This window comes from Variovorax sp. Varisp46, assembly GCF_059491885.1.
Genome location: NZ_CP168515.1, coordinates 403405 through 420442, shown reverse-complemented (window position 1 = coordinate 420442; position 17038 = coordinate 403405). Strand labels below are relative to the sequence as shown.

The 17038-nt window shown below is 68.5% G+C and carries 16 protein-coding genes; 8 read left to right on the top strand and 8 right to left on the bottom strand.

What is annotated here, in order from left to right; translation table 11 throughout:
- Positions 1-10 precede the first annotated feature (10 nt).
- The 6 genes from ACEN9N_RS01880 (at position 11) to ACEN9N_RS01855 (ending at position 6195) form a co-directional block, all read left to right on the top strand.
- Entirely contained in the window at positions 11-607 is a 597-nt protein-coding gene (locus ACEN9N_RS01880) for a phosphatase PAP2 family protein (RefSeq protein ID WP_495655255.1), read from the top strand.
- Entirely contained in the window at positions 604-1656 is a 1053-nt protein-coding gene (locus tag ACEN9N_RS01875; protein WP_495655254.1) for a glycosyltransferase family 2 protein, read from the top strand. Before ACEN9N_RS01880 ends, ACEN9N_RS01875 begins: the two co-directional genes overlap by 4 nt.
- Positions 1653-3233 carry an ArnT family glycosyltransferase gene (locus tag ACEN9N_RS01870; protein WP_495655253.1) on the top strand — a complete coding sequence of 527 codons (1581 nt, stop codon included), beginning with the start codon at positions 1653-1655 and terminating at the stop codon, positions 3231-3233. Before ACEN9N_RS01875 ends, ACEN9N_RS01870 begins: the two co-directional genes overlap by 4 nt.
- Positions 3226-4047 (top strand): ChbG/HpnK family deacetylase, encoded by an 822-nt coding sequence (locus tag ACEN9N_RS01865; RefSeq protein WP_495655252.1) that lies wholly within the window; start codon positions 3226-3228, stop codon positions 4045-4047. The genes ACEN9N_RS01870 and ACEN9N_RS01865 overlap by 8 nt, the downstream gene beginning before the upstream one ends.
- 224 nt (positions 4048-4271) lie before the next feature.
- Complete coding sequence (locus ACEN9N_RS01860; protein WP_495655251.1) at positions 4272-4658, top strand: tripartite tricarboxylate transporter TctB family protein; 387 nt, start codon at positions 4272-4274, stop codon at positions 4656-4658.
- 16 nt (positions 4659-4674) lie between these two features.
- Entirely contained in the window at positions 4675-6195 is a 1521-nt protein-coding gene (locus ACEN9N_RS01855) for a tripartite tricarboxylate transporter permease (RefSeq protein WP_007837457.1), read from the top strand.
- 57 nt (positions 6196-6252) lie between these two features.
- Here the strand turns inward: ACEN9N_RS01855 and ACEN9N_RS01850 are convergent, their stop codons facing one another.
- Positions 6253-6873: a DUF4337 domain-containing protein gene (locus tag ACEN9N_RS01850; protein WP_007837458.1), complete on the bottom strand. Its 621-nt coding sequence runs from the start codon at positions 6871-6873 to the stop codon at positions 6253-6255.
- Positions 6874-7009: 136 nt separating this feature from the next.
- Between ACEN9N_RS01850 and ACEN9N_RS01845 the strand changes: the two genes are divergently transcribed.
- On the top strand, positions 7010-8650 hold the full coding sequence (locus ACEN9N_RS01845) for a SulP family inorganic anion transporter (protein ID WP_495655250.1): 1641 nt from the start codon (positions 7010-7012) through the stop codon (positions 8648-8650).
- A gap of 62 nt (positions 8651-8712) precedes the next feature.
- Here the strand turns inward: ACEN9N_RS01845 and ACEN9N_RS01840 are convergent, their stop codons facing one another.
- Positions 8713-10008, bottom strand: coding sequence for an aminotransferase class V-fold PLP-dependent enzyme (locus ACEN9N_RS01840; RefSeq protein WP_495655249.1), 1296 nt, complete (start codon positions 10006-10008; stop codon positions 8713-8715).
- 3 nt (positions 10009-10011) lie between these two features.
- Positions 10012-10908 carry a transporter substrate-binding domain-containing protein gene (locus tag ACEN9N_RS01835; protein WP_007837461.1) on the bottom strand — a complete coding sequence of 299 codons (897 nt, stop codon included), beginning with the start codon at positions 10906-10908 and terminating at the stop codon, positions 10012-10014.
- A 140-nt stretch (positions 10909-11048) separates the two neighbouring features.
- On the opposite strand from ACEN9N_RS01835, the gene ACEN9N_RS01830 reads away from it, so the two are divergent.
- Positions 11049-11972, top strand: a complete 924-nt coding sequence (locus ACEN9N_RS01830) for a LysR family transcriptional regulator (protein WP_495655248.1) — start codon at positions 11049-11051, stop codon at positions 11970-11972.
- Positions 11973-11995: 23 nt separating this feature from the next.
- Here the strand turns inward: ACEN9N_RS01830 and ACEN9N_RS01825 are convergent, their stop codons facing one another.
- The 5 genes from ACEN9N_RS01825 to ACEN9N_RS01805 form a co-directional block, all read right to left on the bottom strand.
- On the bottom strand, positions 11996-12181 hold the full coding sequence (locus tag ACEN9N_RS01825; RefSeq protein ID WP_007837463.1) for a hypothetical protein: 186 nt from the start codon (positions 12179-12181) through the stop codon (positions 11996-11998).
- Between the two features lie 125 nt (positions 12182-12306).
- Positions 12307-13779 (bottom strand): N-acyl-D-amino-acid deacylase family protein, encoded by a 1473-nt coding sequence (locus ACEN9N_RS01820; protein ID WP_495655247.1) that lies wholly within the window; start codon positions 13777-13779, stop codon positions 12307-12309.
- Entirely contained in the window at positions 13776-14687 is a 912-nt protein-coding gene (locus tag ACEN9N_RS01815) for a MurR/RpiR family transcriptional regulator (protein ID WP_495655246.1), read from the bottom strand. Before ACEN9N_RS01815 ends, ACEN9N_RS01820 begins: the two co-directional genes overlap by 4 nt.
- A gap of 10 nt (positions 14688-14697) precedes the next feature.
- Positions 14698-15999, bottom strand: a complete 1302-nt coding sequence (locus ACEN9N_RS01810; protein WP_495655245.1) for an amino acid deaminase — start codon at positions 15997-15999, stop codon at positions 14698-14700.
- Positions 15996-16979, bottom strand: a complete 984-nt coding sequence (locus ACEN9N_RS01805) for an ABC transporter ATP-binding protein (protein ID WP_007837467.1) — start codon at positions 16977-16979, stop codon at positions 15996-15998. The genes ACEN9N_RS01810 and ACEN9N_RS01805 overlap by 4 nt, the downstream gene beginning before the upstream one ends.
- Between the last annotated feature and the right edge of the window lie 59 nt (positions 16980-17038).

The window sequence follows — 17038 nt, the reverse complement described above, 5'->3', positions numbered from 1 at the left end:
AGGTGGCGCCATGAACGCGCTCAACCTCACGCTCTTCCACTGGCTCGCAGCCGGCAGCCAGCCGACGCCGTGGGTGCTGTCCGTGGCCTCGGCCCTCGCGCTCTGGGGCAGCTGGCTGAGTGCCGGTGTGGTCGCCGTGGCGCTGTGGCGGCATCGCGCCGACCGGGCCTACCTGTGCATCGTCGCGGCGCTCGCGGGCCTCGCCTCCATGGCCTCGCACGCGATCTCGCTGTCGCTCAACATGCCGCGTCCCTTCGTGCTGGGGGTGGCGCCGTCGTACATCGAGCATGCGAGCCGCGGGTCTCTGCCCAGCACGCACGCAACGGTGATGTTCCTGGTGGCGCTGGCCTTCCTGCTGCGTCCCAGCCTGCGCAGGCTTGGGGCACCGCTGCTGGCGCTGGCGGCCCTCACCGGGTGGGCGCGCGTGTACGTGGGCGTTCATTTCCCGCTCGACATCGCCGCAGGCCTGCTGCTCGCGTGCGCGATCGTGGGAGTGCTCGCCGCCGCGCAATGGTTCGTGCGCCATTTCCTCTCTTTTCAGGCGTCGCACGCCGGCCGCACGCGCGACGACAAGACGACGGCCGCTTCTTTCTGGAGGCATCCATGATCTCCTCGACCCACACCACCAGGCATTCACGCGCACCGGCCGATCTCCCCCAGGCCGAGGCTCCCGCGCCGCACACGGCCACGCCGCTCGCAACAGAGGCCGGCGCGCGCAGCATTTCCTGCGTGATCCCGTGCTTCAACGAAGCGGCCAACCTGCGCCACCTGCTGCCGCTGCTCGAAGACATCCTCTGGGCCACGCACATGCGCTGGGAGATCATCGTGGTGGACGACGGCAGCACCGACGACACCGCCGCCGTGGCTGAAGCGTGGTGCGAGCTCTCCGGCTTTCGCTGCATCTCGCTGTCGCGCAATTTCGGCAAGGAGGCCGCGCTCACCGCAGGCCTCGCCGCGGCCACCGGCGACGCGGTGGTGCTGCTCGACGGCGACCTGCAGCACTCGCCCGAGCTCATCCACACGATGGTCGCGCAATGGGTGGCCGGCGCGGAAGTGGTGTACGCGGTGCGCGAGCAACGCAGCGACGAAAGCCGCTTCAAGCAGATCGGCAGCAAGCTCTTCTACAGCCTCGTCAATTCCTCGGACCGCTTCGACGTGCCCCGAGACGCGGGCGACTTCCGCCTGATGGACCGCAAGGTGGTCGATGCGCTCATGAACCTGCCGGAACGCAGCCGCTTCATGAAGGGCCTGTACGCCTGGGTGGGCTTTCGCGCCGTGGCGCTGCCCTACACGCCCGCGCCGCGCGCGGCGGGCAGCAGCTCCTTCAACGCCCGGCGGCTGGTACGCCTGGCCATCGACGGGCTGACGGCCTTCACCACCTGGCCGCTGCGCATCGTCAGCGTGGCGGGGCTGCTGCTGGCGCTGCCGGCCTTTGCCTATGGCACCTTCGTGGCGATCGATTACCTGATGTTCGGCAACGCGGTCTCGGGCTGGACCACCATCGTCGTGAGCCTGATGTTCTTCATCGGCATCCAGATGATTTCCACCGGCATCGTGGGCGAGTACATCGCGCGCATCTACGAGGAGGTCAAGGGCCGCCCGCTGTACGTGGTGCGCCGCGAGAGCGGCACGGGGCTCGAGGCCGAAAAACCATGAAGCGACCTGCCCCTGCATGGTGGACTGCGCCGCAGCCACTGTGGCTCATTGCCACCCTCTTCGCATGGCTGCTGGCCACGGCCTGGGTGCGCCCGCTGATGGCGCCCGACGAGGGCCGCTACGGCGGCGTCGCGCTCGCGATGCTGCGCTCCGGCGACTGGCTGGTGCCGCGGCTCGACGGCCTGCCCTTCTTCCACAAGCCGCCGCTGTTCTACTGGATCGGCGCGGCCGCGATGGCGGTGACGGGGCCGGTGGAATGGGCGGCGCGGCTGCCCTCCGTGCTGGGCGCGGGCACCGCGGCGGCGGCGCTGTTCCTGTTCCTGCGCCGGTGGTCGACGGTGCGGCTGGCGCTGCTGTCGACCGTGGTGCTGGTGACCACACCCTTCTTCTTCCTGGGCGCCCAGTTCGCGAACCTCGACATGCTGGTGGCCGGCTGCATCTCGGCCACGATCCTGCTGGCGGCCGGCGCCGCATTGGCGAAGGAGCGCGAGGAACCCTGGCGGGCGCTGCTCGCGGGCGCCTACCTGTTCGCGGCAGCCGGGCTGCTGGCCAAGGGGCTGATCGGCCTCGTGCTGCCCGTGGCGGTGATCGCGATCTGGTGCGCGGCGACGCGCAGGTTCGCGGCGCTGCGGCTCGCGCTGTGGCTGCCCGGCTGGGCGGTGCTGCTGGCCGTGGCCGGCCCGTGGTTCGTCGCAATGCAGCTGAAGTACCCGGAGTTCTTCGACTACTTCGTCGTCACGCAGCACTTCCGGCGCTTTGCGTCCTCGGGCTTCAACAACGAGCACGGCTTCTGGTTCTACCTGCCGGTACTGGCGGGGCTCACGCTGCCGTGGTTCGCGTGGGTGTTCGTGCCGCGGGGCAAGGACGACGCCGCACGGCCCGGACGCTCGGATGTCGACTGGCTGATGTGGATCTGGCTCGCGGTCATCGTGGTGTTCTTCTCGCTGCCGCGCTCCAAGCTCGTCGGCTACGTGCTGCCGGCGCTGCCGCCGCTGGCCTTCCTGATCGCGCAGCGCGTGCTCGCGGGCCGTGTGCCGGAAACGCTGCTGCCGAAGGTGCGCGCGATGACGCTGGCCGCCGCCGCCGTGTGCATTGCCTGCGTGGGCGCCGTCACGGTCCTGGCGTCACCGCCGGGCGCGCGGCTGCGGCTGCCCGCCGGGCAGGCGGTGGCGCCCGGCGACCAGGTGCTGATGCTCGACAGCTACTACTACGAGATTCCCTTCTACTGGAACCTGCGCGAGCCCGTGCTGATTTCGGACGACTGGCAGGCCGCGGCCCGGGACACCCGCGACAACTGGCGCAAGGAGATCTCGGACGCCGGCCGCTTCGAGCCCGCGCGCGCCGCGGCCACGCTGCTCGACCGCACGCAGCTCGCGGCCACGCTGTGCGCGCCGCGCGTCACCTGGCTCGTCGGCTCGAACACGGCACAGCTCGCCAATCCGTGGCTCTTTCGCGCGCAGCTGGTGGCGGTGAACGAGAGCGCCGCAGCCTGGCGCTTCGCGGGCAGCGCCACGCACGATCCGCACTGCCTGGACGTTGCGCCCGCCCCGGCTTCCGGAACGAACGGCGATGACTGAGGCAACGCGCCGCCTCTGCATCTGCGCCGACGATTTCGGCATGAGCGCGGGCATCAACTCCGCCGTGTTCGACCTGGCCGAACAGGGAAAGATCACCGCCACCAGCGGCATGGTGCATCGCGACGCCTGGGAGGAAGGCGCGAAGGTGCTGAAGCTCATCGACCCGGCACGGCTCGACGTCGGCCTGCACCTCGACCTCACGCGGCCCGCGCTCGCCGGCGGCCCCGAGCCCGGCCTGCTTGGGCTGCTCGCCCGGACGTACACACGCACGGTGTTCGCGCCGGGGCTGCAGGCCGACATCCGCGAACAGCTGACGCGCTTCGAGGACGCCATGGGCCGCGCGCCCGCCTTCGTCGACGGGCACCGGCACGTGCACCAGTTCCCGGTGGTGCGCGAACTGCTGGTGGAGGAGATCGCGCGGCGCTATGCGGCGTCGCCGCCCTGGATCCGCAACACGGCGCCGGGCGCGCAGCGTGGCCCCGACCGGTTGAAGGCCCGGGTCATCCACGCACTGGGCGGCGCGCAGTTGGCCGCGCTGGCCGCGCAACGCGGCATTCCCATGAGCAGCCGCCTGCTCGGCGTCTACGATTTCTCGGGCGACATGCAGCGCCACGAACAGCGCCTGTCCGAATGGTTGGCGGCCTGCCGCACCGGCGACGTGCTCATGTGCCACCCGTCCGCCGGCATCCTGCCCGGCGACCCGCACGGCGGCGCCCGGTTGCGCGAGTACGCCGTGCTGCGCGGGCTGGTGCTTGCGGCGAGCGGCGGGATTGCACTCGCGCCGCTCTCGCGGTGCCTGCCCCGGCCATCCTGACGGCAACGTCGCGCGCGCCACCGTTGCTCCGCGCCCCTTCATACGTAGTTCCCCTCACGCACGCGTCAGATTCCGATCAGCCAGGCCCGAAGAGCATCGGGGGCGTCCGGAATCACATCCGGATGGAGACAGGCCCGGGCCGGTTCGAGCGGAGCCGGGCGCATTCAATCCCACTACATCGTGAGCGTATGAAAAATAGAAATCTTGTCAGAGGACTCTTCCTCATGGCAATCGCGCTGGCCTTCGGCCTGACCGCGCTTCGCTACCCCATCGGAGACTTCAGCCGCGCCGGGCCTGGCCTGTTCCCCGCCATGATCAGCGGCATGCTGCTGGTGATCGGCGTGGCGACCGTGGTCCGGTCGTTCCTCGTGGAGGGCGTGCCGCTGGAGTTCAACTTCAGGAACATCGGGCTGATCCTGGCCAGCCTCTGCGGCTTCGCGGTGATCTCGATGTACCTGAACATGATCGCGGGCATCATCTTCATGGTCTTCTGCTCCGGCTTTGCCGCCTCGTCCTACTCGTGGGTACGCAACGCCAAGGTCTCCGCCGGCCTGATCGTCATGGCGCTGGCGCTGCAGAAACTGCTCGGCCTGAACCTGCCGCTCTATTGAGAAAAAGAAAAAGACCATGGAAGTCCTCAACAACCTGGCGTTCGGCTTCTCGCACGCCCTGACCATGCAGAACCTCCTGTTCTGCGCCATCGGCTGTACCGTGGGCACGCTGGTCGGGCTGCTGCCCGGCCTCGGCCCGCTGGCCACCATCAGCCTGCTGCTGCCGCTGACCTACTCCATTCCGACGACCGGCGCGCTCATCATGCTGGCCGGCATCTACTACGGCGCGCAGTACGGCGACAGCGTCAGCGCCATCACGATGAAGATCCCGCATGCGAGCAGCATCGTGGCCTGCATCGACGGCTATGCAATGACGCTCAAGGGCCAGACCGGGCTGGCGCTGTTCACGGCCGGCTTCTCGAGCTTCATCGGCGGCACGGTGGCGATCCTCGTGCTGTCGTTCCTGGCGCCCGTGCTCGGCGAGGTGGCATTCCTCTTCGGCCCCGCGGACTACGTGGCCATGATGCTGGTGGGCTTCGTGTGCGTGAGCTTCGTGACCACCGGCAGCCTGCTCAACGGGCTGGCCATGTGCATGATCGGCGTGCTGCTCGGCACCATCGGCACCGACGTGAACAGCGGCGCGCAGCGCTTCACGCTCGACCTGCCCTTCCTCGTGGACGGCGTGGGCATCGTGAGCATCGCGCTGGGCTGCTTCGGCATCGCCGAGATCACCAAGAACCTCGACTCGCGCGAGGAGCGCTCGCCCTTCAACGGCAAGATCAACCTGATCCCGACCTGGGCGGAGTTCAAGCGGATCATTCCGAGCGCCCTGCGCGGCAGCGTGGTCGGCTCCTTCCTGGGCATCCTTCCCGGCGGCGGCCCGACCATCGCCCAGTTTGCGGCATACGCGATCGACAAGAAGGTCAGCAAGTACAAGCACGAGATCGGCACCGGCTGCATCGAGGGCGTGGCCGGCCAGGCCGCGGCCGACGAAGCGGCGGCGCGCACGAGCTTCATTCCGCTGATGAGCATCGGCATTCCGGAAAACGCCGTCATGGCGCTGATGCTGGCGGCCTTCATCATCAAGGGCATCCAGCCCGGCCCGAACATGATCGGCAGCCATCCCGAGCTGTTCTGGGGCCTGGTGGCCAGCATGTGGATCGGCAACGTGTTCCTGCTGGTGCTGAACGTGCCGCTGGTGCGCTACTGGCTGTCGGTGTTCAAGATCCCGTACGCCGTGCTGTTCCCGTCGATCCTGTTCTTCTGCTGCATCGGCACCTACAGCGTCAACAACAACCTGGAAGACGTCTTCATCACGGCGGCTTTCGGCTTCATGGGCTACATGTTCATGCGGCTGGAGCTGGATGCCGCACCGCTCATGCTCGGCTTCATCCTCGGCCCGATGCTGGAGGAGAACTTCCGCCGGGCGATGCTGCTGAGCCGCGGGAGCTTCGGCACCTTCGTCTCGCGGCCGATCAGCGGCACGCTGCTGGGCCTGATCGGGATCTTTGTGGTGTGGCAGGTGGTTTCGTTCGCGCTCCAGGCCCGGAAGAAGAACGGGATCCAGCCGCCGGTTGCGTTGGAGCCGCAGGAGTAATAGCGGTCGCGGCTGCTGGCGGGAAGGCGGCGGGCCGTGCTCGCCAGCCTGCCACACCTATATGTGAAACGCCGCCAGCCCACCCACCACAAGCCCCGCCGCCGCCACCCCGAACATCGCGCGCTCGAGCCATTTCTTCTTCGTCAGCAAGGCAATCGCAGCCAGCGCGATCGACACCTGCAGCACCGTGGTCGCCTGGGCCCAGCGATGGTGCTGGTGCATCTGCTCTTCAGACTGCGCGTCCCATTGGCTGGCCTCGGCCTCCAGCTTCTTCGCTGCCGTCTGGATGTCTGTCTTCTCCTGTTCATAGCGCGCCACCTTGACCTGCCAGCCCTGCTTTCGGGCGTCGTCCGCCGCGGTGTCGCGTGCGAATTCGGCCAGCGCCTGCTTGGTGCTCTTCGACTGGAAGTAATTCCACTGGTTCGACGCCTCGGTCTTCTTGATCGCGGCGTTGTTCTTGTAGAGGCCGGCGTTGGCCTGCGTGGCACCCCCCATGTACGAGAAGATCGCGCCGAAGGTGGCGATCACGGCGGTGCACACCGCGATCTTGCTCGTCATGTTCATGCCGCCTGAATGAGCCGCGGCGCCGTCTTCGGGGCCGTGGCCATGGCCGCCGGTTGCGGCGTGTTCGAGTTCGTGATCGTGCGGGCCGTGCACGTGAAAGCCGTGTCCTGACATGGGGTCCTTGCTGTGAAGTGTTGGAATGTGGAGCGCGCGCGAGTATGCCCGGTCGCGCAGCACCCCAGGCGCCCCGCCGTCAGGTTCCGGTCCGCCACCCGTTGCCAGCATGGGGGCGGCCACAGCACACTTGCCCATGACCGAGGAAACGCCCCCAACCCCGATGCCCACGTCCACCCCTCGCCGCCCCGGCCTGGCCGACATCGTGGCGGGCGTCTCCATCGCAGGCCTGCTGCTGCCCGAGGCCGTGGCCTATTCGGGCATCGCGGGGCTGCCGCCGCAAGCCGGCGTGATCGCGCTGTTCGCGGGCCTTCTCGTCTACGGCCTCTTCGGCAGCAGCCGCTTCGCGATCGTCTCGGCCACCTCGTCTTCCGCCGCGGTGCTGTTCGCGGCCACCATGTCGGTGACGGGTGTCGATGCGGCCACGCGGCTCGCGATGGGCGCGGGCATCGTGCTGCTGGCCGGGGCGTTCTTCGTCATCGCCGGCATTGCCAGGCTCGGCGCGGTGTCCAGCCTGATCGCCAAGCCGGTGCTGCGTGGCTTCGCGCTGGGGCTTGCGCTGACCATCGTGGTCAAGCAGCTGCCCAAGGTGCTGGCGGTTCAGCCGGCGCACAGCGATTTCTTCCGGCTCGCCGCAGGGCTCGCGGTCCAATGGCGGCACTGGAGCCTTGCGGGGGCGGCCATGGCGCTGGTAGCGCTCGTGCTGCTGCGCGGCCTCGCGCGATGGCGCGCGGTGCCGGCGGCGCTGCTCGTGATCGTGGCCGGCATCGCGCTCGACGTGAGCGGGCTGTGCCATGCCTGGGGCGTGGCGGCGGTGGGGCCGATCTCGCTCGACTTCTCGCACCCGGGCGTTTCGCAGCTCGACCGCTCGCAATGGCAGAGCCTCGGCGGGCTGGCCTTTGCGATGGCGCTGATCCTCTATGCCGAGTCGTACGGCTCGATCCGCACCTTCGCGATGCGCCACGGCGACAACGTGTCGGCCAACCGCGACCTGCTGGCGCTCGGTGGCGCGAACCTGCTGTCGGCGCTGTTCCAGGGCATGCCGGTGGGCGCGGGCTACTCGGCCACGTCGGCCAACGAATCGGCCGGTGCGCAGAGCCGCGCGGCCGGCATCGTGGCGGGGCTGGTGGTGCTGGTGGCTGTGCTGACGCTGCTGCCGTGGATCGCGCACACACCGGAGCCGCTGCTGGCGGCCATCGTGATCCATGCGGTGAGTCACACGCTGAACCCGGCAGCACTGCGGCCGTACTTCCAGTGGCGGCGCGACCGGCTCGTGGCACTGGTGGCGGTGGCCGCGGTGCTGCTGCTGGGTGTGCTCGACGGCTTGCTGGCTGCCATTGGCGTGAGCCTGCTGCTGCTGCTGCGCGGCTTCTCGCGCACCACCGTAAGCTGGCTCGGGCGGCTGGGCGGGAGCCATGACTTCGTCGACACGGCACGCCACCCCGAGGCCGTGGTGCCGCCGGGCGTGCTCATCGCGCGACCCGAGGTGCCGCTGTTCTTCGGCAATGCGGATGCGGTATTTGCGTCGATCCGTGCGCGCATCGACGCGACGCCGGGCCTGCAACGCATGGTGCTGAGCCTGGAGGAGTCGCCGGACCTCGACGCGACCAGCATCGAGGCGCTGTGCGACTTTGCGGCCTATGTGCGCGTGCGTGGCGCGCGCCTGTCGCTGGCGCGCGTGAAGGACAGCGTGCGCGACCTGCTGGCCAAGGTGGATTCGCCCGACCTGAAGGCGCAGGTGTATGCGCCGTGGAGCGTGGACGACGCGGTGCAGTAGCCTTGGCAGGGCGGCACCCCGCCAAAAGCATGCCGACTACTGAACATGGCGCTTCATGACAGTCAGATGTCCGCGGCGATCTCCCGCGTGATGCGCAGGAATTTCTCCACATCCGCGATGGAGTTGCAGTGCAGCGGCGACACCCGCACCGTGCCCGCGAGCCCGAAGGATTCGAGCATGCGCTTCGAGTAGATGCTGGTCGCCACGCGCTCGTAGACTGTCACGCCGCGCAAGCCGTACTCGACCACGGCTTGCGTGCAGTCGATGCGGTCGAAGCCGATGCCCAGGATCAGGTCGCGCTTGCTCAGGTCCTGGTAGTCGAGGAACACATTGACGCCCTCGAGCTTGCGCATGCCGGTGGCGTTTTCGTTGCCGTCCAGAAGCACTGCCAGCAGCGCGCGCTCGTGCAGTTCGATGTGCGTGATGCCTGCCGAGAACAACGCGCGCCGGTCGGTGGCGTCGACGAAGTGCCCGCCGAGCCAGCACACGTAGTCGACGATTTCCGTGAGCACCGCGAACTGCCACGGCGCGGCGCTGCCCAGGTCCCAGTAGCCAGGCTTCTTGCCTGCGAGCTTGTGGTGCGGCAGCACGGCCGCGCGCTCGGACATCCATGACAGCCCCGAGCCCCGGCAGCCGAAGAACTTGTAGGGCGCGAGGTTGATGCCGTCCACCGGCGTCTTCTGCAGGTCGATGAGGCCGTGCGGCGCATGCTGCACGGCGTCCACCAGGATGTACAGGTCGGGCTTGATCTCGCGCGCGCGGCGCACGATCTCGGCCATGTCGAGCTTGGCGCCCGAGATGTTCGACGCGTAGATCACGTTGAGCAGGCAGGTGTTCTCATCGACCAGCCGCACGATCTCGTCCACGTCGACGCCGCCGGTCACCGGGTTGCTCTTCGCCACGCGCAGCTCGCGGCCGAGGCGCTCGGCATACAGGCTCATCGCGTCGAAGGCCGAGGGGTGCTCGAGCACGGTGGTGACCATGTTCGTGCCCGGCACGTTCTCGGCCACCGCGCGCACCATGTCGAACATGGCGCCCGATGCGGTGAGCGAGGCGTACACGCTGCCGCCGGTGGCGTTGAGGATGGTGCGCAGGTCGGCGCTTCCCTTGGCCTGGATGTCCTGCAGCTCGACGGCCGTGGCGTGGATGCGCTCGGCGTTGTCGGGAATGGCGTCGACCTGCGCGAAGCGCTCGGCCGCGGCCTTGAGGCGGAAGGAGCCGCCCGCGTTGTCGAAGTACAGGCGTTCGCGGCCGTGGTGGTCGTGGTCGACCTGCAGGAAGCGGCTCTTCACCTCGCGCATGAGCGCGTCGGAGAAGGCCAGTCCGTGGGGGTGGTTCGAAGACAGCTTGGAATCCATCGCTCAGACGCCCTTGTTGTTGGGGTTCTTGTAGATCTCGCGCACCGCGTCCGACATCGGGAAGTTCAGGTTCGCGTTCTTCGGTGGAATCGGCGAGAGGAACCACTTGGTGTAGAGCTGCTCGATGGCGCCCGACTTCATCAGGCCGGTGACGGTCTCGTCGACCAGCGCCTTGAACTGCGGGTCGTCCTTGCGCAGCATGATCCCGTAGGGCTCCTGGCGCAGCGACTCCTTCAGCAGCTTGTAGTCGCCGGGGTTGGTCGCGCTGGCGACCATGCCGGCGAGTTGCACGTCGTCGAGCACGTAGGCATCGGCGCGGCCGGTGGACAGCAGCAGGAAGCCGTCGGAGGTGTCCTTGCCGGCGATCTCGTTGACTTCGATGGCGCCGCTCTTGCGCGCGCCGCGCAGCAGCTGGATCGAGGTGCTGCCCGAGACGGTGGCCACGTTCTTGCCGTTGAGGTCGGCCAGCGCGTTGATGCCCGAGGACTTCTTCACGGCGGCGGTGATGTTGGTCACGAAGTGGCTGGGCGCGAAGTCGACCTGCTGCTGCCGCTGCGTGGTGTTGGTGGTGGTGGCGCAGTCGAGGTCGACGGTGCCGTTCTGCAGCAGCGGGATGCGGTTGGTCGAATTCAGCATGGTGTAGCGCACCTCGATCTTCGCGAGACCAAGCTTGGCCTTCACCGCGTCGACGATCTTCAGGCAGATGTCGTTGGTGAAGCCGATGGGTGCGCTGTCGGCGCTGAGCTTGTACGAGAACGGGATCTGGCTGTCGCGCGCGCCGATCTGGATCGTGCCGCTCTCCTTGATCTTCTGCAGGGTGCCGCCGTCCTGTGCGCTGGCGGCGCCGCAGGCGAAAGCGAGGATGAGGCCGAGTGCGAGAGGCAGTTTCCTGAGGTCCATGGTGGTTCCTTGAAGAGTCGATGACGTTGGCTCGGGCGAATCTTCGGCTTCGCGATGAATTTCTAAAAGCGATTTTTTGTGATCGAATCGCATGAATAAAAGCGTTCTATCAACCGCATATCGCTGGAGCCGCGATCGTGATGACCTTCAAGCAACTCGAAGCCCTGTACTGGATCGCCCGCCTCGGCGGTTTTGCGCAGGCGGCCAACCAGCTCAACACCTCGCAGTCGGCCATTTCCAAGCGGGTGCACGAGCTGGAGCAGCTGTTCGACACCGAGCTGTTCGACCGCAGCCAGCGCACCGCGCGGCTCACCGAGAAGGGCGAGGAGATGTACGTGCTCGCACAGAAGCTGCTGGCGCAGCGCGACGCGGCCATCGAGCAGTTCGGCAAGCCCGGCGTGGTGGAGCGGCGCATCCGCATCGGGGTGACCGAGCTGACCGCGATGACGTGGCTGCCGCGGCTGGTCGGCCTGATCCAGCAGCACTACCCCAAGGTGATCCTCGAGCCCGACGTGGACGACAGCCTGCAGCTGCGCGACAAGCTGCTGGCCGACGAACTCGACCTCGTCATCGTGCCCGACACCTTCGCCGACTCGCGGCTGCAGCACAAGGCCATCGGCCAGGTGACGAGCGCATGGATGTGCAAGCTCGGCGTGGTGCCGGCCGGCGGCACCGTGCGGCTGCACGAGCTCGCGCGGCATCGCATGCTGGTGCAGGGCAACAACTCGGGCACCGGCCGCGCCTATGACGCCTGGATGAAGGAGCAGGGCGTGCAGCCCGCCAACGTGATCGTGGTGAGCAACCTGGTGGCGCTGACCGGGCTCACTGTGTCGGGATTGGGCGTGAGCTACCTGCCGCGCCAATGCCTGCAGCCGCTGGTGGCGGCCGGCATGCTGACGGTGATCGATGTGGCGCCAGCCCTGCCCGTGGTGCGCTACGTGGCGATGCACAAGGGCGAGCACCGCAGCGCGCTCACCTCGTCCATCGTGATGCTGGCGCAGGCGTGCTGCGATTTCACTCGCATGTTCCAGGCACAGGCGGAAGAGGAGCCGGCGCGGGACTGAGCTTGCCGATCTTGTGCGGTGCCTCAGCAGTCGTGGTCGACGGGGGAGAGGTCCGGATGCAGTTGCTGAAGTGCCAACGACAACCGGACCACCCGCTCTCGCGCGCCCGGCTCGCCCCGGGCCAGGGCGCCCAACGCGGCTTCGTAGTCGTCCGTGAGCTGCTGCCACAGCTCGAAATCAGCACCAAGGCCTTCAGCGTCCTTGTCCATCTTTGCTCCTGTCGGAATTCGACGGCCAATAAGATGTACAAGTTTGACTGATTTTTGCCGAGAGTGTTAGAACTTTAGAGGTCTTGAGGTTATTCCCGGCCAGATATGGCGCCCCGCCCCGCTCTTCAGGCCCCCCGCGCCAGCATTCGGCCCGCTCGCGCAAGCACCCGGGCTTCGGCCTCGCCGCCCCGATAGGCCAGCACGCCGTTCACGAACACCCGTTCCACGCCCAGGCTCACACCGTGCGGCTGCTCATAGGTGGCGGTGTCGGCGATGGTCTCGGGGTCGAATACCACCACGTCGGCCATGGCGCCCGGGCGCAGCAGGCCGCGCTCGGCAATGCGCAGGTTGCGCGCCGTCATGCCGGTCATCTTGTGCACCGCCTGTTCAAGTGTGAAAAGGCGGCGTTGGCGCCAATAGCGCGCAAAAACGCGCGGAAAGGCGCCCCAGAGGCGAGGATGCGGATGGCGGTCGTGCGGCAGGCCGTCGCTGCCGATCATGGTGAGCGGGTGCGCGATGACGCGCTCCACGTCTTCCTCCTGCATCTGGAAATAGCAGGCGCCGCCCGGTTTCAGGCGCAGGCAGGCCTCCTGCTCGGTGGTGCCCCATTCGCGCGCGATGTCGGAAATGAGCCGGCCCATCATCTCGGGATGCGGGTCGGACCAGGTGAGCAGCACGTCGATCACGCCGTCGACCAGGTCCTCGCGCAGCACGGTCGAGCCGGCCACATAGGGGTAGACGTCCATCGCGATCTTCTGGCGCCGCGCCAGCGACTCGATCAGCGGCAGGGTTTCCCTGGTACGGCCCCAGTTGGCCGGCCCGGCGCACTTGTGGTGCGAGATGACGAGCGGCACGCCGGCGCTGAAGGCCGAGTCGCCGGCCTCGTGCAGCGCCTCGATGATCTGCTGCATCTCGCTGCGCAGGTGCGTGGCGTAGACGCCGCCGTGGCGGGCCACGACGCGCGCCAACGCCGTCACCTCCTCGGCGGGCGCGGCAAAGGCTTCTTCGTAGAACAGGCCCGACGACATGCCGTGCGCTCCGTCGGCCATGCAGCTGTCGAGCAGCGCTTCCATGCGCGCCAGTTCGTCGGCGCTGGCGGGACGGTCCAGCGCCTGCATGGTCGCGAAACGCAGCGTGGTGTGGCCGACCAGTGCGGCCACGTTGAGCGCGGGCTGCGTCGCATCGACGGCCGCGCGGTATTCCGCCATGGTCGCGTGCTTGAACGAATCGGCGCCCAGCAGCGTAAGAGGCGGCTTCGATTGCGGCGTGCGGTACGGCGCGAGCGAAATGCCGCAGTTGCCCGTCACCACCGTGGTGATGCCCTGCGACACCTTGGGCAGGCACAGCGGGTCGCGCAGCACGATGGCGTCGTCGTGCGTGTGCGCGTCGATGAAGCCGGGCGCGATGACCTTGGCGCGGCAGTCGACGATCTCGACGTCGGCCAGCGCGAGGCCGTCGGGCAGCCGCCCGCGCAGGCCTTCGCCGAGCGCGACGATGCGGTCGGCCTGCAGCAGCACGTCGCCGGGCCACGAGGGGCCGCCCGAGCCGTCGACCACGAGGCCGGCCTCGAGCAGGATGGCTTTGGAATCCTGGCTCACGATGCTCGCCCTCCCCCGCTGATGCCGCCGCCATCCCAGCTCTGCAGTGGATGCGTGGTGGCGTCGATGCCATGGCGCTGGAAGGCCTCGCGCGCGCGCTGCAGGCGCTGCACTGCGGGCTCGCCGCGGCGCTGGGCCACGAGCACGGTGAGGATCTCGATGGCCGTGAGGTGCGTCAGGTAGGCGTCGATGCCCACGTGCATTACCGCGTCGTCCGGCACCGAGAGTCCGAGCAGAAAGTCGGCCTTGGCCGCCAGCGCCGTGCCGGGCCGGGTGATCGCGACCACCTTGGCACCCTGCCCGCGCGCGATGTCCACCGCGTCGAGCAGCGAGGGCATGCCGCCCACGTGCGAGATGGCGATGACCACGCCGCCCGGGCGCTGCGCCGCGCCGGCCACCTGCTGCAGGTGATAGTCGGCCCAGGCGTTGGCCGACAGGCCGAGGCGGAATAGCCGGGCCTGCAGGTCGTTGGCCATGAACCATGAGGTCGCGCCCGCGCCATACAGGTCGACGTGCGGCGCGGCCGCGATGGCGGCCACTGCACCGTCGAGCACCTGCATGTCGAGCTGGCCGCGCACGCCCGAGACCGAGGCCGCCGCGCTGCGCGCGATCTTGCCCACCACTTCGTCGGCCGCATCCTCGATGTTGACGCGGCGGTGCAGCGGCGAGCCGCCCAGCGCCAGTTCCTGCGCGAGCGCGAGCTTGAACTCGCGCAGCCCGGCAAAACCGAGGTCGCGGCAGGTGCGCATGATGGTCGGCACCGAGCTGCGCGAGCGTTCGGCCAGCTGCTCGAAGCTTTCCTCGAGCACGCGGTCGGGGTCTTCGAGGATCAGGTCGAGAATCGCGCGCCGCGTCGCCGGGGCGTCGCTGCGGATCCCGCCGATTTTCTGAAGCAGGGAAGGAGTCATCGGTGCGTGTTCAGAAGTGCATGGCGACGGCGTCGCTCACACGGTAGTCCTGTTCGACGACAGGCATCCAGTGCCATTTGTCGAAGGTCGTGCAGGGGTGCGAAATGCCGAGGCCGACGCGGTCGCCGACCTTGGGCGCCTCGGCTTCCTCGCCCGCGTCCCAGCGCAGGTAGGCATGCTGGTCGTTGAGTGCGGTGATCTTCCAGCCGGCGGGCACGGCCTGCGGCTGCAGCACGCCGCGCGCGGCACGCGCGATGGGCGCGGGTAGCGACAGGTCGAAGGAGATGTCGCGCTTGCCCACGGCAAGGATCGCGAGGCCGGGCTCGGGGCGCGACTGCACCGTGGCCCAGACCTCCATCGCCGGCACCAGGCTTTCGCCGCAGCCGCAGCCCAGGCGCTCGTCCACCGCGCTGACCATGCGCTTGTAGAAGCCATGGTCGTGCGTGACGTAGCAGCCCGAGCGCAGCAGGCCGCGCACCGGCGCGCCGAGCGCGGGCTTGAGACGCCCGGCCACGAGGTCGAAGATGGCCGAGCCGCCTGCGGACACCAGCACCTCGTCGGTCTCGAAAAGTTTTTCGGTGTCGCAATGACGGGCGACGGCTTCCACGCGGTCCATCAACGTTTTGGCGTAGGCCGTGTCGGGCTCGCTGGCGCCGGTCGCGCCCTGCCCTTCGTAGGTCTCGATGCCGACGAGCTTCGCGGCGCTGCTGGCGCGCAGCCGCGTGGCCAGCGTGACGGCTTCTTCATGCGTGCGGCAGCCGGTGCGTGCACCGTCGACGCCGATCTCGATCATCACCTCGAAAGGCTCGCTCGCGGGATGGCGCGATGACCAGTCCTCGATCAGCGCGAGCTGCGCCAGCGAATCGACCAGGAACACGATGCGCAGGTCGGCATGGTTGGCCAGCAGCAGCTGGATGCCCGCGAGGTCTTCGTCGCTCACCACCTGGTTGGCGATGAGCGTGCGGCGCGCGCCGGCCGCCACGCCCACGGCAAGCTGCGTGACGGTCGCGAAGGTCAGACCCCAGGCGCCGGCGTCGAGCTGGCGCTGGAACAGCTGCGGCGACATGGTGGTCTTGCCGTGCGGTGCGAGGTCGATGCCCCATTCGCGCACGCGCGACTGCATCCACGCGAGGTTGTGCTCGAGCGCCTCGCGCTTGAGCACGGCCAGCGGCAGCGGCAGGTCGCCGGCCAGCACGTTCCAGCCGGCGGCGCCGATCTCGCTGCGGCGGCGCGGCGGCTGCGTGCGCGGGTAGCCCTTGAAACTGCTGCTCAGCAGCGGGTCGTTGAAATCGGTGGTGGCGGTATCGGTCATGGTCGTGCGGCAATGTTGGAGAGCAATTCCTTGCGGATGCAGGCGCTGTAGTGTCCGGCGGAAATCTCGTCGAGCGGCGGCACCGTTTGCGCGCAGGCCTCGATGGCGTGCGGACAGCGCGTGCGGAACACGCAGCCCGAGGGCGGCGAGATGGGGCTGGGAATGTCGCCCTTCAGCGCGATGCGCCCGGTCGCGACCTCCGGGTCGGGCTTCGGGCTCGCGGCCAGCAGCGCCTGGGTGTAGGGGTGCGAGGGTCGGGCGAACAGCTCGTCGGTGGTGGCGACTTCCATCACCTTGCCGAGGTACAGCACCACCACGCGGTCGCACAGGTACTCGACCACGTCGAGGTCGTGCGAGATGAAGAGCATCGTCAGGCCCAGCCGCTCGCGCAGGTCGGCCAGCAGGTTGATGACCTGCGACTGGATCGACACGTCGAGCGCCGACAGCGGCTCGTCGGCCACGATGAATTCGGGCTCCACCGCGAGAGCGCGCGCCACGCCGATGCGCTGGCGCTGCCCACCCGAGAACTCGTGCGGAAAGCGGCTCGCATGCTCGGCGCGCAGGCCCACGGTTTCGAGCAGTTCGGCAATGCGCTTGTCGCGTGCGGCCGCACCCTTGTGCAGGCCGTGCGTGGACAGCGCCTCGCCGAGGATGGCGCTGATGCGCATCTTGGGGTTCAGGCTGGCATACGGGTCCTGGAAGATGATCTGCAGCTTGCTGCGCAGCTTGCGCATGCGTTCGCCCGTCAGCGTGCCGATGTCGTCGCCGCGGTACAGCACCTGGCCGCTCGTGCGTTCGAGCAGGCGCAGCACGGTGCGGCCGATGGTGCTCTTGCCCGAGCCCGATTCGCCGACGAGGCCCAGCGTCTCGCCGGGCCGGATCGCGAACGACACGTCGTCGACCGCGCGCACGGGGCGATCGCTGCTGCCGAAGTACTTCTTGAGTCCGCGGACTTCGATGAGGGGGACGGCGGTGGTCATCGTGGGTGTTTTGTATTGGCTCCCTCCCCTTCCGGGGGAGGGTTGGGGTGGGGGCACGA